16 protein-coding genes are annotated in these 17,580 nt (G+C 65.3%); 8 read left to right on the top strand and 8 right to left on the bottom strand.

Annotation, left to right across the window (positions count from 1 at the left end):
• Positions 1–390: 390 nt before the first annotated feature.
• A complete protein-coding gene (locus CUJ91_RS10410; protein ID WP_006052992.1) occupies positions 391–660 on the bottom strand; it encodes an acyl-CoA-binding protein in 270 nt (89 codons plus the stop codon).
• Positions 661–829: 169 nt separating this feature from the next.
• Here CUJ91_RS10410 and tsaB point away from each other — a divergent pair, with 169 nt between their 5' ends.
• The 4 genes from tsaB (at position 830) to CUJ91_RS10390 (ending at position 4,344) form a co-directional block, all read left to right on the top strand.
• Entirely contained in the window at positions 830–1,648 is an 819-nt protein-coding gene (gene tsaB / locus CUJ91_RS10405) for a tRNA (adenosine(37)-N6)-threonylcarbamoyltransferase complex dimerization subunit type 1 TsaB (protein ID WP_107706820.1), read from the top strand.
• Positions 1,645–2,139 (top strand): ribosomal protein S18-alanine N-acetyltransferase, encoded by a 495-nt coding sequence (gene rimI, locus CUJ91_RS10400; RefSeq protein ID WP_006052994.1) that lies wholly within the window; start codon positions 1,645–1,647, stop codon positions 2,137–2,139. The genes tsaB and rimI overlap by 4 nt, the downstream gene beginning before the upstream one ends.
• Positions 2,126–3,298: a uracil-DNA glycosylase family protein gene (locus CUJ91_RS10395; RefSeq protein ID WP_107706674.1), complete on the top strand. Its 1,173-nt coding sequence runs from the start codon at positions 2,126–2,128 to the stop codon at positions 3,296–3,298. The genes rimI and CUJ91_RS10395 overlap by 14 nt, the downstream gene beginning before the upstream one ends.
• A gap of 83 nt (positions 3,299–3,381) precedes the next feature.
• A complete protein-coding gene (locus CUJ91_RS10390) occupies positions 3,382–4,344 on the top strand; it encodes a DUF1853 family protein (RefSeq protein WP_107706675.1) in 963 nt (320 codons plus the stop codon).
• A gap of 16 nt (positions 4,345–4,360) precedes the next feature.
• Here CUJ91_RS10390 and thiD read toward each other — a convergent pair whose 3' ends face one another.
• Positions 4,361–5,170, bottom strand: a complete 810-nt coding sequence (gene thiD / locus CUJ91_RS10385; RefSeq protein WP_107706676.1) for a bifunctional hydroxymethylpyrimidine kinase/phosphomethylpyrimidine kinase — start codon at positions 5,168–5,170, stop codon at positions 4,361–4,363.
• Positions 5,171–5,252: 82 nt separating this feature from the next.
• The gene (gene lplT / locus CUJ91_RS10380) at positions 5,253–6,560 is read right to left on the bottom strand and encodes a lysophospholipid transporter LplT (RefSeq protein ID WP_006052998.1); all 1,308 of its coding nucleotides are present in this window, start codon (positions 6,558–6,560) and stop codon (positions 5,253–5,255) included.
• 218 nt (positions 6,561–6,778) lie between these two features.
• Between lplT and alr the strand changes: the two genes are divergently transcribed.
• The 3 genes from alr to CUJ91_RS10365 all read left to right on the top strand — a co-directional run bounded on the left by alr (position 6,779) and on the right by CUJ91_RS10365 (position 9,722).
• On the top strand, positions 6,779–7,849 hold the full coding sequence (gene alr / locus CUJ91_RS10375) for an alanine racemase (protein WP_006052999.1): 1,071 nt from the start codon (positions 6,779–6,781) through the stop codon (positions 7,847–7,849).
• Between the two features lie 62 nt (positions 7,850–7,911).
• Positions 7,912–9,288: a DNA repair protein RadA gene (radA, locus tag CUJ91_RS10370; RefSeq protein WP_006053000.1), complete on the top strand. Its 1,377-nt coding sequence runs from the start codon at positions 7,912–7,914 to the stop codon at positions 9,286–9,288.
• Between the two features lie 155 nt (positions 9,289–9,443).
• Complete coding sequence (locus CUJ91_RS10365; protein WP_006053001.1) at positions 9,444–9,722, top strand: DUF2866 domain-containing protein; 279 nt, start codon at positions 9,444–9,446, stop codon at positions 9,720–9,722.
• A gap of 44 nt (positions 9,723–9,766) precedes the next feature.
• Here the strand turns inward: CUJ91_RS10365 and CUJ91_RS10360 are convergent, their stop codons facing one another.
• Entirely contained in the window at positions 9,767–10,909 is a 1,143-nt protein-coding gene (locus tag CUJ91_RS10360) for a CaiB/BaiF CoA transferase family protein (protein WP_053858277.1), read from the bottom strand.
• Positions 10,910–11,057: 148 nt separating this feature from the next.
• Positions 11,058–13,022, bottom strand: coding sequence for an ATP-binding cassette domain-containing protein (locus CUJ91_RS10355; RefSeq protein WP_107706677.1), 1,965 nt, complete (start codon positions 13,020–13,022; stop codon positions 11,058–11,060).
• Between the two features lie 135 nt (positions 13,023–13,157).
• On the opposite strand from CUJ91_RS10355, the gene CUJ91_RS10350 reads away from it, so the two are divergent.
• Positions 13,158–13,637 carry a glutathione peroxidase gene (locus CUJ91_RS10350; RefSeq protein ID WP_029970836.1) on the top strand — a complete coding sequence of 160 codons (480 nt, stop codon included), beginning with the start codon at positions 13,158–13,160 and terminating at the stop codon, positions 13,635–13,637.
• Positions 13,638–13,660: 23 nt separating this feature from the next.
• Here CUJ91_RS10350 and cls read toward each other — a convergent pair whose 3' ends face one another.
• The 3 genes from cls to dapE all read right to left on the bottom strand — a co-directional run bounded on the left by cls (position 13,661) and on the right by dapE (position 17,486).
• Positions 13,661–15,142: a cardiolipin synthase gene (gene cls, locus CUJ91_RS10345; RefSeq protein WP_006053005.1), complete on the bottom strand. Its 1,482-nt coding sequence runs from the start codon at positions 15,140–15,142 to the stop codon at positions 13,661–13,663.
• Between the two features lie 281 nt (positions 15,143–15,423).
• Positions 15,424–16,308 carry a 50S ribosomal protein L3 N(5)-glutamine methyltransferase gene (gene prmB / locus CUJ91_RS10340; RefSeq protein ID WP_107706678.1) on the bottom strand — a complete coding sequence of 295 codons (885 nt, stop codon included), beginning with the start codon at positions 16,306–16,308 and terminating at the stop codon, positions 15,424–15,426.
• A 38-nt stretch (positions 16,309–16,346) separates the two neighbouring features.
• Complete coding sequence (gene dapE / locus CUJ91_RS10335; protein WP_107706679.1) at positions 16,347–17,486, bottom strand: succinyl-diaminopimelate desuccinylase; 1,140 nt, start codon at positions 17,484–17,486, stop codon at positions 16,347–16,349.
• Positions 17,487–17,580: the final 94 nt, after the last annotated feature.

Below are 17,580 nucleotides of genomic sequence, written 5' to 3'. Positions count from 1 at the left end.
AAATCGAAAAACGGGGGCAACTCGCACCAATGGAGGGCGAGTTTTTCGTTAGAAGCTGTATCGGATGCGACACGCCAACATTGGCTTGCCGCCAGCCTGGGACATGATCGCCCGTAGGGGGCTAGGCAGGAGGGGACAGGTTCTAAACTGGATTGGAGCTAAACGCTACGAGGCGCTGCGCCGCAAAGGCCGCTTGAGAAAGCCGGGCAAAGCAGTGAAGCGCAGGCAGCATTGTATAGGTATTTGTTGCACTGCGCCACTGTTAGGATATTTCCTAGCGCGAAAGTTGCGGCGCCGCCCGGCGCTGCGGTGCGTTGGGGCGCGTGTTTCGGCCGCTTTATGGCTGCGCTTATGGCCGAATTTCCAGCCGGATTCCCGCCCGCACGCGTGTCAGGCCGAGGCGCCGCTCTTCAGCGATTCCACGAGTTCCACGTATTGCTGCTTGGCTGCGTCCTGCGCTGTGCCCTTGAGCGCGGCCCACGCGTCGTACTTGTATTTGCCGACGATGTCGGTAAAGCCCGGCTTGTCGCCCTGCACGTCGCCTTCGCTGGCCTGCTTGAAGAGCGCATAGAGGCGCAGCAGCGTGAGGTTGCCCGGGCGTTCGGGCAGTTGCTTGACGTCTTCCTGGGCCTGGGTGAACTGCGTGTCGAGGTTCGTCATCTTGATGCGCTCCGGCGCGGTGATCGGGTGGCCGACGATCATAACAATTGCATGCCGCGGCGTGGCCGAGGGCTTATTCCAAACGCCGGCGATCGCTGATCGGCAAACGGGCAACCGGATGCGGGCCCAAACCGCATCCGCGCGCGCCGTGCCGATTACAATACCGTCCATGACTCAGACCGTGCTTCTTGCCCTCGATACCTCCACCGAATTCTGCTCGGTCGCGCTGTTGTCCGTCGCCGTCGACGCCGCCGGCCACGTGCAAACCGGGCCGCGCGCGTGGGTCCGCCACGAGCAGACCGGCGCCGTGTCCAGCACGCGGCTTCTGCCCGCAATCCGCGAACTTTTCGACGAAGCCGGCCTGACGCTCGCCGATTGCAACGCGATCGCATTCGGCTCCGGCCCCGGCTCTTTCACCGGACTTCGCACCGCGACCGGCGTCGCACAGGGACTCGCGTTCGGCCTCGATCTGCCGGTCGTGCCGATCAGCACCTTGCTCGTTTGCGCGGAAAGCGCCCGGCGCCGCGATCCGGCCGCGACGCGCGTGCTGGCCGCGCTCGACGCCCGCATGGACGAGATTTACTGGGCCGATTACGCGTGGGACGAAGCACAAGGCGAGTGGCGCGTCTTGCAGCAAGCGTCGCTCGACACGCCTCAGCAGCTTGTCGTGCCCGCCGAGCCGTTCACGCTCGCGGGCAACGCCGCCGCGGCTTTCGGCGCGCGTCTGCCGGCCGCGTCCGCCGCCCGAACCGTCGATCACGACGCGCTGCCGCATGCGTTGCCGCTCGCCTACGCCGCGCTGCGGGCGTTCCACGCGGGACGCACGGTGCCCGCCGACCAGGCCGCGCCCGAGTACGTGCGCAACAAGGTCGCGCAGACCACGGCGGAGCGCATCGCCGAAAAAGCCGCGAAAGCGGAGCAGGCGGCGGCGCTCGCGGAGCGCCCGAACGGTGCGGAGGACACCCCGTTGCGCGAGGGCCGGCCATGAGCGGCGTGCTGCTGGCGGATCGCTACATGTCGCCGATGACCGAAGGCGATCTGGACGAAGTGGCCGCCATCGAAAAGCTCGCCTATGAATTTCCGTGGAGCCGCGGTAACTTCGGCGACTCGCTGCGCAACGGCTATTTCGGCATCTGTCTGCGGCACGTCACCGGCACGTTGATTGGCTATTGCGTGCTGATGCCCGTCGTCGACGAAATGCATTTGCTCAATCTGTGCGTCGCGCCCGATGCGCAAGGCGCGGGCGCCGGGCTCACGCTGCTGCGCGAAGCGGTGCGCATCACGCGCGCCGAAAAGCTCGACGGACTGCTGCTCGAAGTGCGGCCGTCGAACCATCGCGCGATCCGGCTTTATGAGCGCTTCGGCTTTACGTCGATTGGCCGGCGCAAAAACTATTATCCGGCGCGGCATCGCAGCCGGGAGGACGCCATCGTGATGCGTTTATCGTTTGTCAGGGAGGGCGCGGATGGCGCTGCATGAATCGGTATTGGAAGAATTCGGACTCGCGCCGCGCTGGGTGCGTCGCGGCATGGGCGCGGTGCAGGAAGCGGCTGCCGGGCTGAGCGACGAGCCGCAGGGCACACGGGCCGACGATGCGGTCCACGCGCGAACGTCGGTTGAAACCGGACCGCGTGCTGACGGGGTTCAGACGCCACGAGCGCCAGCGCTGCCGCGTGAGCGGTCGCAGAGCGCGGAGCCGGCCGGGCGCGCCGCCGAGTCCACGCGCTTCGTCGAGAGCGCGCAGCAGGGCGCGGAGAAGCACGACCGCGCTGCGCCGCCTGCGTCGCAAGCGCGGCAGCAGCAGCGCGTGCAACCCGCAGCCGACGGCAGCGATCCGCGAACGGCGCAACCGTCGCGCACGCCTGAGCCGGAGCGCGAGCCTTCCATCGCCGCAAGCGATGAGCCGGCCGTGGCGCAGCCGCCGCGCACATCGGAGCCGTCTTCTTTCGACGCTCCGCCCGACGACGGTTTCGCGTGGTTCGACGATCTGCCGCTGCATCCGCCGGGCGAGGGCGACGCCGACGCCGCCATGCCGGCGCTGCCCGCAATCGACACGCTCGACTGGGACGCACTGAGCGAGCGCGTCTCGACCTGCGAGCGCTGTCGGCTGTGCGAGAAACGCACGAAGACCGTATTCGGCGTCGGCGATCGGAACGCGGACTGGATGCTGATCGGCGAAGCGCCAGGCGAAAACGAGGACCGCGTGGGCGAACCGTTCGTCGGCCAGGCCGGCAAGCTGCTCGACAACATGCTGCGTTCGCTGACGCTCGCGCGCGACAGCAACGTCTATATCGCGAACGTCATCAAGTGTCGGCCGCCTGGCAACCGCAATCCCGAGCCCGACGAAGTCGCGCGCTGCGAGCCGTATCTGCAACGGCAGGTCGCGCTCGTCAAGCCGAAGCTGATCGTCGCGCTCGGCCGCTTCGCCGCGCAAAGCCTGCTCAAGACGGATGCGAGCATTTCGTCGCTGCGCGGCCGCGTCCACGAATACGAGGGCGTGCCGGTGATCGTCACGTATCACCCGGCCTATCTGCTGCGCAGCCTGCCCGACAAAGCCAAGGCGTGGGCCGATCTGTGCCTCGCGCGCGATACGTGGCGCGAGGCGGGCGGCGAGTCGTCGAATGCGGCGAGCCAGTGACGGTCGACCCACCGTCGGCGCCCCGGCCTGACGCGGCCCGGCCTGACGCGGCCCGACCTGACGCGCCGCGCGCCGACGCGGCGATGCTTCGCGCCTTGCTCGACGCGTTGCATGACCCCGCGGTGCGCGATCTCGCGTGGCTGCTTCTGAGCGTCGATTTGTTGCGTCCGCAACCGCCGGCAGGCGAGTTGGCCACGCTTTTTCATACGCCGCAGGAACTCGCCGAAACGCTGGACTTTCTGCGCTCGCTCGACGCCGCGCCCGAGCCCTTGCACCGCGATCTCGCGGCGACGCGCATGACGCGGCTTGGCCGGTACGCTGAACGTCTGCTGGGCTGGTTTCTGCAGCACGGACCGGCGGCGCGGCTCGTCGCGGCCAGTGTGCCGTTGCGGCGCGCGGGCGTCACGCTTGGCGAATGCGATTTTCTGCTCGAAACGCAAGAAGGCGCGCGGCTTCACTGGGAACTCGCGGTGAAGTGCTATCTGCATGCGGGCCATTCCGGCACGCACCACGCGTCAGAGCTATCGGACTATGTCGGCCCAAATCTGAAAGACCGCTTCGATCTGAAGCTCGCCCATTTGCTCGGCCATCAATTGCTGTTGAGCGCGCGTGAAGACTTTGCGTCGGCCGGTTATCCGGGCTTGTGGACGCCGCAAATGTTCATCAAAGGCTGGCTGTTCTATCGGCACGGACACGGCGAGACGCCGGCCGATCCCGTCGAACTCGATCCCGCGCATGGCCGCGGCTGGTGGGTGACGCATGGCGAGTGGCTGCGGTTCGCGTCGGCGCATGGCCAGCATTGGCGCACGTTGCCGCGTCTCGAATGGCTGGCGCCGCGTCGCTATCGCGTTGGCGAACAACACGCGGCCAGCACGCCGTTCGTCGATGCACAAACGCTCGCGGCTCAAACCTCGCAGCAACACGTTCCGACGATGGTCGCCGCATTCGACGAAGACACGACGGGCAATCTGCTCGAACGCAGTCGCGGTTTCATCGTGCCCGACGATTGGCCGCAGCGGGCAAGGGACTACGCACGGCAGCAGTAGCAGTGGGCGCGCTGCGTTACCACCATCGATAGAAATGATGCACCGGGCCGACGCCGCTGCCGACGTCGAGGCGATCGCTCGCCTGCAATGCGCCGGTCAGATATTCCTTCGCATCCGCGACCGCGCTCGCCAGATCGCCGCGTTGCGGGATCAGCGCTGCAATCGCCGACGACAACGTGCAGCCCGTGCCGTGCGTGTTCTTCACCGGCACGCGCGGACCTCCCAGACGCAGCGTGCCGCTCTCCTGCACCAGCCAGTCGGGACTGTCGGCGGCGTTCAAATGGCCGCCCTTCATCAGCACCGCGCGGGCGCCGAGCGCGCGCAGCGCTTCGCCTTGTTCGAGCATCGCGGCTTCGTCGGCAGCGGCTTGCGCGCCGCCGAGCAGCGCGGCGGCTTCGGGCAGATTGGGCGTCAGCAGATCGGCAAGCGGCAGCAGTTCGTCGCGCAAGGCCGCGACCGCGTCGGGCAGCAGCAGCGCATGGTTGCTCTTCGAGATCATCACGGTATCGAGCACGATGTGCGCGGGCTTGTGCCGGCGCAACGCGTCGGCGACGGCGCGCACGATCGACGCATTGGCCAGCATGCCGATCTTCACCGCGTCGATACGGATGTCGTCGAACACCGCGTCGAGTTGCGCGCCGACGAAGCCCGCGTCCGGCGCGTGAATCGCGGTGACGCCGCGCGTGTTCTGCGCGGTCAGCGCGGTAATCACGCTCGCGCCGTAAGCGCCGAGCGCGGAGAAGGCCTTCAGATCGGCCTGAATGCCGGCGCCGCCGCCCGAGTCGGAACCGGCGATCGTCAGCACATTGGGAATCGATTGGGTCATGGCAAAGCGGACTGGCACAGCAGCGTAAAGCCGCGGAGACGGTTGACGGTGGGCGGCCCGACAACCGGGCCGCGCGCGTGGTTCAGTGCTTGACTTCGCCGATCAGCGCGACCGAGTCGAACGCGCGCTGATTCGCCTGGTGACGTCGCATGACGAGCCACATCATCACGCAGACGAAGGTGCCGAACAGCACGATCACCGCCGCGACGGGCACGTCGAGCCAGACGAGCACCGCGTACAGGCACAGCATGACGAGCACGGAGAGATTTTCGTTGAAGTTCTGCACGGCGATGGAATGGCCGGCCGACAGCAGCACGTGGCCGCGATGCTGGAGCAGCGCATTCATCGGCACGACAAAGAAGCCCGACAGGCCGCCCACGATCATCAGGAAAATGTACGCGAAGATCAGATAGCCGGGCACATGCATGCGGCCGAAGTACAGCCCCCAGTGAGCGGGGAACAGATGCCGCGTGTAGAACGCCATCAGCATCACGGCAATGCCCATCATGATGCCGACCGGCAGCACCGACAGCGACTTTTTGAGCGGCACGCGCGAAGCCGCGAAGATCGCGCCGGCCGCGACGCCGACGGCCACCACGGCCTGCAAAATCGCGGCTTCGGAGAGCGACATGCCGAGCGACACTTCCGCCCACTTCAGCACGATGAATTGCAGCGTCGCGCCTGCGCCCCAGAAGAGCGTGGTGACGGCCAGCGAGATTTGCCCGAGCTTGTCGCGCCACAGCACGACGAAGCAGTCGGCGAAATCGGTCACGAGCTTGATCGGACCGTGCTGCTGCTTCGGATAGCGCGCGCCGGTATCGGGAATGCGCAGATTGAAGAGCGCCGCGATCACATAGATCACCATGATCACGAGCATCGCCGCTTCGGCGGGCGTGTTCACTGTGGGAATGTGGTGCCGCAGAATGGGCGCCGCGATATGCGGACTGATCAGCGCGCCGCCGAGCACGGTGCCGAGAATGATCGAGCCGACCGTGGTGCCTTCAATCCAGCCATTGGCGGCAACCAGGCGGTCAGGCGGCAGCAGTTCCGTGAGAATGCCGTATTTGGCCGGCGAATACGCCGCCGCGCCGAAACCGACAATACCGTAGGCAATAAGCGGATGCGCGCCGACCAGCATCGTGATGCAGCCGAGCACCTTGATCGTGTTCGTGATGAACATCACGCGTCCTTTCGGACGGGAATCGGCGAAGGCGCCCACGAAGGCGGCAAGAACGACGTACGACAGCACAAAGAACAGCTTGAGCAGCGGCGTCATCCAGTTCGGAGCGTGAAGATCTTTCAGCAGTGCGATAGCGGCGATCAGAAGCGCATTGTCGGCCAGCGACGAAAAAAACTGCGCGGCCATGATGGTGTAAAAACCTTTTTTCATCTGATGCGATGCTGTCCTCGCTGCGGTCTGTCCGCCCCGGCCGTTTGTTATGCGTCCGGGCTTATGCCGTTCGAAATGGGTTGTGCGCACGGCTTTATATCATGAAAATAGCTGCATTCAGACTAGCAGAATCCTTGATCGCACCGCCCAGCGGGCTGCCGCGCGTTGAAAACGCCCTGTAAGCCGCTGATTCGCAAGCGTCTTTACGAAAATATTCCATGCCGCGCCCCCTCTCAGCCACGATTCACACGTCCGCCCTTGCCAATAACCTTGCCGTCGCGCGCCGCTATGCGCCTAAATCGAAGATCTGGGCGGTCGTCAAGGCCAACGCCTACGGGCACGGCCTCGCGCGCGCTTTTCCAGGTTTGCGGGCAACCGACGGCTTTGGGTTGCTGGACCTCGAAGAAGCCGTGAAGTTGCGTGAATTGGGCTGGGCCGGCCCGATTCTTTTGCTCGAAGGCTTTTTTCGTCCGACGGACATCGACGTCATCGACCGCTATAGCCTCACGACGGCGCTGCATTCGGACGAGCAGTTGCGCATGCTGGAAATGGCGCGGCTCTCCAAGCCCGTCAACATCCAGTTGAAGATGAACAGCGGCATGAACCGGCTCGGCTACACGCCGGAAAAATTCCGCGCGGCGTGGGAGCGGGCGCGCGCCTGCCAGGGCGTCGGCCAGATCACGCTAATGACCCATTTCTCCGACGCCGACAGCGAGCGCGGCGTGGCTCACCAGATGGAAGCGTTCGAGCGCGGCGCGCAAGGCATCGCCGGCGCGCGCAGCCTCGCTAATTCCGCTGCGACGCTGTGGCATCCGCAATCGCATTTCGACTGGGTGCGGCCGGGCATCATTCTGTACGGCGCGTCGCCTTCGGGCGTGTCCGCGGCGATCCAGGGCACGGGCTTGCAGCCGGCCATGACGCTCGCGTCGGAACTGATCGCCGTGCAAAACATCGCGGAAGGTCAGACCGTCGGCTACGGCTCGCTCTTCAAGGCGCGCGGGCCAATGCGCATCGGCGTGGTCGCGTGCGGCTATGCGGACGGCTATCCGCGGGTCGCGCCCGAAGGCACGCCGGTGATCGTGGACGGCGTGCGCACGCGGATCGTCGGACGCGTTTCGATGGACATGCTGACCGTCGACCTCACGCCGGTTCCCACGGCGAACGTCGGCTCGCGCGTCGAATTGTGGGGCGCGTCCTTGCCCATCGACGATGTGGCGCGCGCGTGCGGCACGATTGGTTATGAGCTGATGTGCGCGGTCGCGCCACGCGTTCCGGTGCGCGCGGAATGACGTAGGCAACGGCAAACAACAACCAAGCAACATTAGAACAACCGCAACTCGGGCAGGAACGCGTGGCAAAAGCAAAAACGTTGTACGTATGCAGTGAATGCGGCGGTCAATCGCCGAAATGGGCAGGACAATGCCCGTCATGCCAGGCCTGGAACACACTGGTCGAATCGGTTGCGGAAGCACCTTCCACGCATCGCTTCCAGTCGCTCGCGAAGAGCGCGCCGGTGCGGCGCCTCGCGGACATCGAAGCGTCCGACGTGCCGCGCTTCACCACCGGCGTCGGCGAATTCGACCGCGTGCTCGGCGGCGGTCTGGTGCCGGGCGGCGTGGTGTTGATCGGCGGCGATCCGGGCATCGGCAAATCGACGCTGTTGCTGCAGTCGCTCGCTGAAATTGCCGCCGACAAGCGCGCGCTCTACATCAGCGGCGAGGAATCGGCTGCGCAAATTGCGTTGCGCGCGCAACGATTGTCGCTGCTCGAACCGGGTTCGAAGGCGAGCGAGTTGCAATTGCTCGCCGAAATCCAGCTGGAAAAAATTCAGGCGACGATTGCCGACCAGCGGCCGGATGTCGCCGTCATCGATTCGATCCAGACCGTGTACTCGGACGCGCTCACGTCCGCGCCCGGTTCGGTCGCCCAGGTGCGCGAGTGCGCGGCGCAATTGACGCGCATCGCGAAGCAGTCGGGCACCACGATCATCATGGTCGGCCACGTCACGAAAGAGGGCGCGCTCGCGGGGCCGCGCGTGCTGGAACATATCGTCGATACGGTGCTGTACTTCGAGGGCGACACGCATTCGTCGTTTCGCCTCGTGCGCGCGATCAAGAACCGCTTCGGCGCGGTCAACGAGCTTGGCGTGTTCGCGATGACCGAGCGCGGTTTGCGCGGCGTCGCCAATCCGTCGGCGCTTTTTCTGTCCCAGCATGAACAGTCGGTGCCGGGCTCGTGCGTGCTGGTGACGCAGGAAGGCACGCGGCCGCTGCTGGTGGAAGTGCAGGCGCTGGTCGATTCCGCCAATGCGCCGAATCCGCGGCGTCTCGCCGTCGGCCTCGAACAGAATCGTCTCGCGATGCTGCTCGCGGTGCTGCATCGGCATGCGGGCATTGCCTGTTTCGATCAGGACGTGTTCCTGAACGCGGTGGGCGGCGTGAAGATCACGGAGCCCGCCGCTGACCTCGCGGTGCTGCTCGCGATTCATTCGTCGATGCGTAACAAGCCGTTGCCCAAAGGCCTCGTGGTGTTCGGCGAAGTCGGCCTCGCCGGCGAAATCCGGCCGTCGCCGCGTGGTCAGGAACGTCTGAAGGAAGCGGCCAAGCTCGGCTTTTCGGTGGCCGTGATTCCGAAGGCCAATGCGCCCAAGCAGCCGATAGAAGGCTTACAGGTCGTTGCGGTCGAGCGTATCGAACAGGCAATCGACCGGGTTCGTACGCTCGAGTAGACGGGCCTTTCGCCGCTGCCGCGACCGGGGCGCGCGCGGCGCTTGCCGTAATGCGCGGTAAATATCTCCAGGTTGGCTGTAACCAACAAGCCCTTCCTTTTTCCTTAAGCTGCCAGGGTATTGCATCCCTTCGATGCCGGAAAAAGGATCGCGCCTTGAAACAGTCACATGAAACCGTAGCCGAGCGGCCGATACAGGTGCGCGGTTGCCGGGTCTCCGCGCCCATTCAGCAACCGTGGGGCGGCGCTTGCCGGATTGTCGAGTGGATCGACCGGACCGGACAGATTTCACGCCGCGTGGTAGCGGGCGACGCCACCGCCGCCGACGTGCGCGCCACCATCAATCGCCACGTGGAAGGCCGCAAGCATCTGCTTTACGACGATGAAAAGACGCCGCGTCAGACGTTGCCGCGGCAGACGGTGGCGCGGCGGTAGTTGTCGGCGGCGTCCTCGGGTTGGGATGAGGAGCGAAGGGCGCTTTAGCCTTCGCTTTCCTTGTTGCGCTGACCGAACGCGTCGAGCTCGTGGTTCGGCTCATGCGCTTGATCCGCTTCCTGCGTTTCATACGCCCGCGGATCAAACAGCACATGCCGCGCCGCTTCCGCCGCCGTCAGTACAGGCGAGACGCAGCAATCCAGCGGCTCGAGCAGCGCGACCCATTCATCGAGTGCGCGCGAGCCGAACACGTCGGCAAGCTCCTGCGTGAGCGCGGCGGCGTCCGGTCCGCCAATCGCCTGACCCAGGCTCCAGTGACGCGTGGCCCACTCGGGGCGATCGAGCGCCATGCACAAGCTCTCCCAGAACTTCAGTTCGAGCGCGCCGACCGCGAGCCAGCGGCCGTCCAGCGTGCGGTAGAGGTTGTAGCAGGGCACGCCGCCGTTCAGCAGACCCGAACCCGCGCGTGTTTCTTCCGGCGCCTGTCGCGCTGCGCTTGCCGCCATGTTTCCCGCTGCGCTTGCCGCTATGTTTGCCGCGGCATTCTCATTGGCAAGCGCAACTTGCGCGACCACGTTATGCGCATGCGTGGCGTGTGTCATGGAAACGTCGACAAAGCGGCCCTCGCCGCCGCGCGACACCTGCCACAACGCGGCGAGAATCTGCGTGACCGCGCTAAGCGCGCCGCCAAGCAGATCGGCGATCTGAAAGTTGGGCACGATAGGCGTGCCGTCGCGACTCTGGAGTTGATCCAGCACACCCGCGTAGCCGATGTAGTTCAGGTCGTGCCCGGCGCGATCGGCGAATGGTCCGCGTGCGCCGTAGCCGCTAATCGCGCAGTACACCAACCGTGGATTGGCCGCGCGCAGCGTCGCGTAGCCGACGCCGAGCCGGTCCATCACCCCCGGCCGGAAGCTTTCGATCAGCACGTCCGCCTCGGACGCGAGCGCGCGCAGCACATTGCGTCCCGCTTCGGATTTGAGGTCGAGACGCGTCTCGCGCTTGCCGCGATTGACGAGCCGGTAGAACGCGCCGGGCCGCCCGGCTACGCGGTCGCTCGACGACTGCATCATCGTGCGGGTAGGGTCGCCGGCGCCGGGCGCTTCGATCTTCAGGACGTCGGCGCCGAGTTCCGCAAGCCGCAAAGCGGCAACGGGGCCGGGGAGCAGGCGCGTGAGGTCGAGCACGCGCAGGCCCTTTAGAGGCGGTGGCGCGGCGTCGGCCGGCGCGGACTCGCCGAAAGACGAAGCAGATGCAGCAGATGCAGCGGAAGACGTCGCAGATGACAAAGCCAACCTCTCGTCGATGCCGGCGCGGATCGCAGCGAGCGTTCCGCTAACCGATTTGTTCGAGTTCCTCGTGTGTCTCGAGCCACTCGGCTTCGAGCGCCTCGAGGCGTGCGTTCACATCTGCCTGACGGCGGATCGCGTCCGTCAGCTTGCTCTTCTGAGCGGGCTCGTAACTGGCCGGATCGGCGACGAACGCGTCGAGCGTCGCCTTCTCCGCGTTGAGCGCGTCCATTTCCTTCTCGATCTTCGTGATGCGGCTTTGCAGCGGCTTTTTCAGATGCGCGAGCTTCTGACGCGTTTCTGCTTCGAGCCTGCGTTGCTCCTTGCGATTCACGCCGCCGTCAGCGCCGTTGTCGGTGCCGTTCGAGCCACCATTGGACGCGCCGTTCGCCGCATTCCCCGCCTTCAACGCCGCGCGCTGCTCCGCTGCGTGCTGCAAGAGCCAGTCGCGGTAATCGTCGAGATCGCCGTCGAATTCCTGCAGACGGTGCTTCGCGACCAGCATGAACTGATCGGTCGTGGCGCGCAGCAAATGCCGGTCGTGCGAGACGAGAATGAGCGTGCCTTCGAACTGCGCGAGCGCCATCGTCAACGCATGCCGCGTCTCCAGATCCAGGTGATTGGTCGGCTCGTCGAGCAGGAGCAGGTTCGGCTTTTGCCAGATGATCAGCGCAAGCGCGAGCCGCGCCTTTTCGCCACCGGAGAAGGGCGCGATTTTCGACGTCGCCATTTCGCCGGAAAAATTGAAGCTGCCGAGGAAGTCGCGCAATTCCTGTTCGCGTGTGTCGGGCGCGAGACGCGCGAGGTGCTGCAACGGCGTGTCGTCGGCACGCAGCGTTTCGAGCTGATGCTGCGCGAAATAGCCGATGCGCAAACCCTTGCCTTCGCGCACATGCCCGCCGAGCGGCGCAAGCGTGCCGGCCAGCGTCTTGATCAGCGTGGACTTGCCCTGGCCGTTCGCGCCGAGCAGGCCGATGCGCTGACCGTTCTGGATAGACAGCATCACACGCTCGACGACCGGAATCTCCGCGCCGTCCTCGCTGTGGTAGCCGCAGCGCACGTCTTCCATCACCATCATCGGATTCGGCGCGGAATCGGGCGTGCGGAATTCGAACGTGAACGGCGACGTGGCGTGCGCCGGCGCGATCAGTTCCATCTTTTCCAGCGCCTTCACGCGGCTTTGCGCCTGGCGCGCCTTGGTGGCCTGCGCCTTGAAACGGTTGATGTAGCTCTGCAGATGCGCGACCGTGCGCTGCTGCTTCTCGTACGCATTCTGTTGCAGCGCGATCTGCTGCGCGCGCAGCACTTCGAATTGCGAGTAGTTGCCGCCGTAACGCTTGATCTGCTGCTGTTCGAGATGCAGCGTGACGTTGCAGACGGAGTCGAGAAATTCGCGGTCGTGCGAGATCACGATCAGCGTGCCCGGATAGCGATGCAGCCACTCCTCGAGCCAGACGATTGCGTCGAGGTCCAGGTGGTTGGTCGGTTCGTCGAGCAGCAGCAAGTCCGAGCGGCACATCAGCGCCTGCGCGAGATTCAGGCGCATGCGCCAGCCGCCCGAGAAGCTGCTGACCGGCTCGCGGGTCTGCTCGAGCGTGAAGCCGAGACCGAGCAGCAAGGCTTCGGCGCGCGCGGGCGCCGTGTAGCCGTCGGCGTCCGCAAAGGCGGCGTGGGCTTCGGCTTCGGCCGCGCCGTCGTGCGCGGCGGAGGCGGCGGCAATGCGTGCTTCGATCGCGCGCAACGCGGCGTCGCCGTCGAGCGTATAGGCGAGCGCGGTCTTGTCGGCAGCGGGCGTTTCCTGCGCGACGTGCGCGATCTGCCACGTGGGCGGGATCGAAAAATCGCCGCCGTCCGCGTGCAGTTCGCCGAGCAGCACGGCAAACAGCGTCGACTTGCCCGCGCCGTTTGCGCCCACGAGGCCGGCCTTTTCGCCGGGATTGAGCGTGAACGTGGTGTTGTCGAAGAGCGGCTTGGTGCCGCGCGCGAGGCTGAACTGGTTAAAGCGGATCACGAAAAGGCCGGCTGAAGAAAAACGCTATTTTAGACTGCCGGGGATGACACCGGGACCTTAGCCGGCATCGGCCATTCGGCCGACTGTATCGGCCGCGCTTTTGACATAGACTGACGGCTTTCGTGGGGAGAGCATATGACATCGATTTATTCTTTTACGGCCCGCACGCTAGGCGGCGAGGAAGTGAGCCTCGCGCAGTACGAAGGCAAAGTGCTGCTGATCGTCAATACGGCGAGCGAATGCGGGTTCACGCCGCAATACGCGGGCTTGCAGAAGCTCTATGACGGCTACGCGGCGCGCGGGCTCACGGTGCTGGGCTTTCCATGCAATCAGTTCGGCAAGCAGGAGCCGGGCGACGCCGCGCAGATCGGCAGCTTCTGCGAGAAGAACTACGGCGTGACGTTCCCGATGTTCGACAAGATCGACGTGAACGGCGCGAATGCGCATCCGCTGTTCCGTTATCTGACGGGCGAAGCGCCGGGGCTGCTCGGCCTGGAAGGCATCAAGTGGAATTTCACGAAGTTTCTGATCGGCCGCGACGGCAACGTGGTCAAGCGCTATGCGCCGCTGACCAAGCCGGAGACGATTACCGAGGACATCGAAAAGCTGCTGTGAAACCGGCGGCACGTGGCGGGGCTTTACAGGATCGGCGAGAACAGCCGGGCCACGTGCATGAGTACGCGCCGCACCGCGCTTGCCTGACGATACTCGTTGCGGTCGATCTCGCGCGATTGCGCGAAGTCGTCGAGCAGCATGGCTTCGACTTCTTTCGCGAATGACTGATCGACGGTCACGACCATGATCTCGAAGTTGAGCCGGAACGAACGGTTGTCGAGGTTGGCGCTGCCCACCGCGGCGGCCACGGTGTCGATCAGCACGACCTTCTGGTGCAGAAAGCCGGGTTGATAACGAAAGATGCGGATGCCCGCGCGCAGCGAATCGTACGCGTACAGCTTCGACGCTTCGAACACCACGACGTGATCGCGCCGGCTCGGAATCATGATGCGCACGTCGACGCCGCGCAGCGCGGCGAGCCGCAATGCGGAGAACACGGCTTCGTCGGGAATGAGGTAGGGCGTCGTGATCCAGATGCGCTCGCGCGCCGCGTTGATCGCTTCGACGAAAAACAGCGAGCAGGTTTCCTGCTTGTCGGCGGGGCCGCTCGGCACAACCAGGCAGTGCATGTCGTGGTTGGCGGCGGGCGTTGAGCTTGCGGGGAGCGACGCGTTCGTGGAGTCCACCGGCATCGGCGGCACATCGAGTTGCGGCAATTGCTGCGTGGCCCAGTACCAGTCCTCGGTGAACACGAACTGGATGCTCGCGACCGCCGGCCCGCGCACTTCGATATGCGTGTCGCGCCACGGCGAAAGCGGCGGCTTCGCGCCCAGATACTCGACGCCGACATTGTGTCCGCCGACAAACGCGCGCTCGCCGTCGACGGAAACGATTTTGCGGTGATTGCGGAAGTTCAGTTGCAGCCGGTTGACGAACAGGCGATTGGTCGCGAACGGATGCGTGTCCACGCCGCCCGCGCGCAACGACGCGACGTAACGATGAGGCAGATCGAAGCTGCCGATGCTGTCGTAGAGGAAATAGACGCGCACGCCCTGGCGCGCTTTCGCGATCAATGCTTCCTTGAACATCTCGCCGAGCGCGTCTTCACGGACGATGAAGAACTGCACGATGATGTAGTGACGCGCGTGCTCGATGGCATCGAAAATGGCCTCGAAAGTCGCCGTGCCGTTCACCAGCGTACGCACGGCATTGCCCGGCAGAAACGGCATGCCGCCCAGGCGCGTCAGCGAGTGCACGAGCCTGCCTCCCAGCGCATGCGCGGGCAGTTCGACCGACGAAGCCAGCTTGTCCCACTGCGGAGGATGCGCGTGCGTGCGCAACAGTTCGTTCTCGACGCGGCGGGCGTCGGCATAGCCGGCGAACTTGCTGCGCCCGAGGAACAGGTAAGGGACGAGTGTCAGATACGGCATCGCGACCAGCGACACGGCCCACGCGATCGCGCCTTGCGACGTGCGGGTATTGAGAATCGCGTGACACGCCGCGACCGCGCCGAGTATGTGCGCGAGGGCCACCAGCGTGCCGACGTGAAGCAGGTCGAATTGCATAGGCGAGCGAAGGGTTGAGCGAAATGCCGTGCCGGGGCGTCGGAGGAACGCGGGCAACGGCGCTCATCTTACCGAACGCGAGGCGGTTGGGGTGAGGGCGGGGTTTGTGTGGGGCGACGGCGGGGGCGGGCTTAGAGCTTCCGTGGACGGCGCGTGCGCGCGGCGGCGCGCGTGCTGGCTGGCTTCGGCGGGCAGCCCAGCAAAAGCGGCAAGCCAACGTCGACCGGCGCGCAGGCGCCTCTCGCCCACACACCGCTCGGCGCTAAAACATCGTCACAACATCAGAGAGGCAGATCCGCGGCCTGAATCAGGAACACGTTGTCGTCGCCGGCGCTCGTCGACAGCCAGACGAGGTTCAGGCCGCCGAACGCCGCTTCCACATGCTGACGCTCGTTGCCGATCTCGATCACGAGCACGCCGTCTTCGGTCAGCCAGTTGCGTGCGTCCGCAATGATTCGCCGCACGATGTCCATACCGTCCGCGCCGCCCGCAAGCGCCATTTCCGGCTCGTGCTTGTACTCGGCGGGCAGTTCCTGCATCGACGCCGCGTTCACATACGGCGGATTGCTGATGATCACGTCGTAGCGGCGCTGCGCGAGCGGCGCATAAAGATCGCCTTCGAAGAGCGCGATGCGGTCGTCGAGCTTGTAGTCGGCCACGTTGCGCGCGGCGACTTCGAGGGCCGGCGCGGACAGGTCCACCGCGTCGATGTCGGCATTCGGAAACGCGTGCGCCGCGAGAATCGCGAGACACCCGGAACCCGTGCACAGTTCGAGCACGGCGCTCACCTGCTCGGGATCTTCCACATACGGTTGCAGGCCGTCCTGCAGCAGCTCGCCGATAAACGAACGCGGCACGATCACGCGCTCGTCGACGTAAAAGCGAAAGCCGTGCATCCACGCTTCCTGCGTGATGTACGCGGCCGGCACGCGCTCGCTGGCGCGGCGCTCGATCACGTTGAGCACGGCGTCGATTTCGGCTGCCGAGAGACGCGCGTCCATGAACGGCTCGAGCAGGTCGAGCGGCAGATGCAGCGTGTGCAGCACCAGGTAGGCGGCTTCGTCGTAGGCGTTGGCCGAGCCGTGGCCGAACGACAGCCCGGCCTGGTTGAAGCGCGACACCGCGAAACGCAGCAGGTCGCGGACGGTGGAAAAGGGCAGCGTCATCGCAATAGTCCTTGAATGTCCCTCGTATGTGCCGAGGGTTAAGCGATCAGTTGTTCGAGCACGCGGCGATACACGTTCTTGAGCGGCTCGATGTGGGCAACTTCGATATGTTCGTCGATCTTGTGGATGCTGGCGTTCAGCGGGCCGAACTCGACCACCTGTTGGCAGATGCGCGCGATGAAGCGGCCGTCCGACGTGCCGCCCGTGGTCGACAGTTCGGTGCTCACGCCGGTTTCGTCCTTGATCGCTTTCGCCAGCGCGCTCGACAGTTCGCCGTGCGGCGTGAGAAACGGCAGGCCGCTGACCGTCCATTGCAGATCGTATTCGAGGCCGTGCCGGTCGAGGATCGCGTGGACACGCTGCTGCAATCCTTCGACCGTGCTGGCCGTCGAGAAGCGGAAGTTGAACATGATGTCGGCGTGGCCGGGAATCACGTTGGTGGCGCCCGTGCCGCTATGAATGTTCGACACTTGCCAGGTGGTGGGCGGGAAGTACTGGTTGCCGTCGTCCCAGCGTTCGGCGACGAGATCGGCCAGCGCGGGCGCGAGCAGATGGACCGGGTTTTTCGCCAGGTGCGGATACGCGATATGGCCTTGCACGCCCTTGACGACGAGTTTGCCCGACATCGAGCCGCGCCGGCCGTTCTTTACCGTGTCGCCGAACTGCGCGCTCGAAGTCGGTTCGCCGACGATGCAGTAGTCCATGCGTTCGCCGCGCGCCTGCAGCGCTTCGACCACTTTGACGGTGCCGTCGGTGGCGGGGCCTTCTTCGTCGCTCGTGATCAGGAACGCGATCGAGCCGCGATGCTGAGGATGCGCCGCGACGAATTCCTCGCTCGCCACCACGAAGCCGGCGATCGACGTTTTCATGTCGGCTGCGCCCCGGCCGTACAGCTTGCCGTCGCGATGCGTCGGTTGGAACGGCGCCGATTGCCATTGATCGAGCGGGCCGGTGGGCACCACGTCCGTATGACCGGCAAACGCGAGCAGCTTGCCCGCCCGGCCGTCGACGCCGCGTTTCACGGCCCACAGATTCGTCACGCCGTTCGATTCGATGGTTTCGTGCTCGAAGCCGAGCGCGGACAGGCGCTCGATCAGAAGGCGCTGGCAATGCTGGTCGTCGGGCGTGACGGAGGCGCGCGCGATCAGTTGTTCGGTAAGGGCGAGGGTGCCGGACATGGATTCAGTACAAGCCACTTGGAAATGAAAAAATGCCGGCTGGCGGTGAAGCACCGCAGCCGGCAACAGCTTTGACGCAACGCGGCGGACCGCG

It is taken from the genome of Paraburkholderia graminis, assembly GCF_003330785.1.
Lineage (GTDB): Bacteria > Pseudomonadota > Gammaproteobacteria > Burkholderiales > Burkholderiaceae > Paraburkholderia > Paraburkholderia graminis.
Note: the sequence above shows the minus strand (reverse complement) of the source record. Positions and strands in the feature narration are given on the sequence as shown.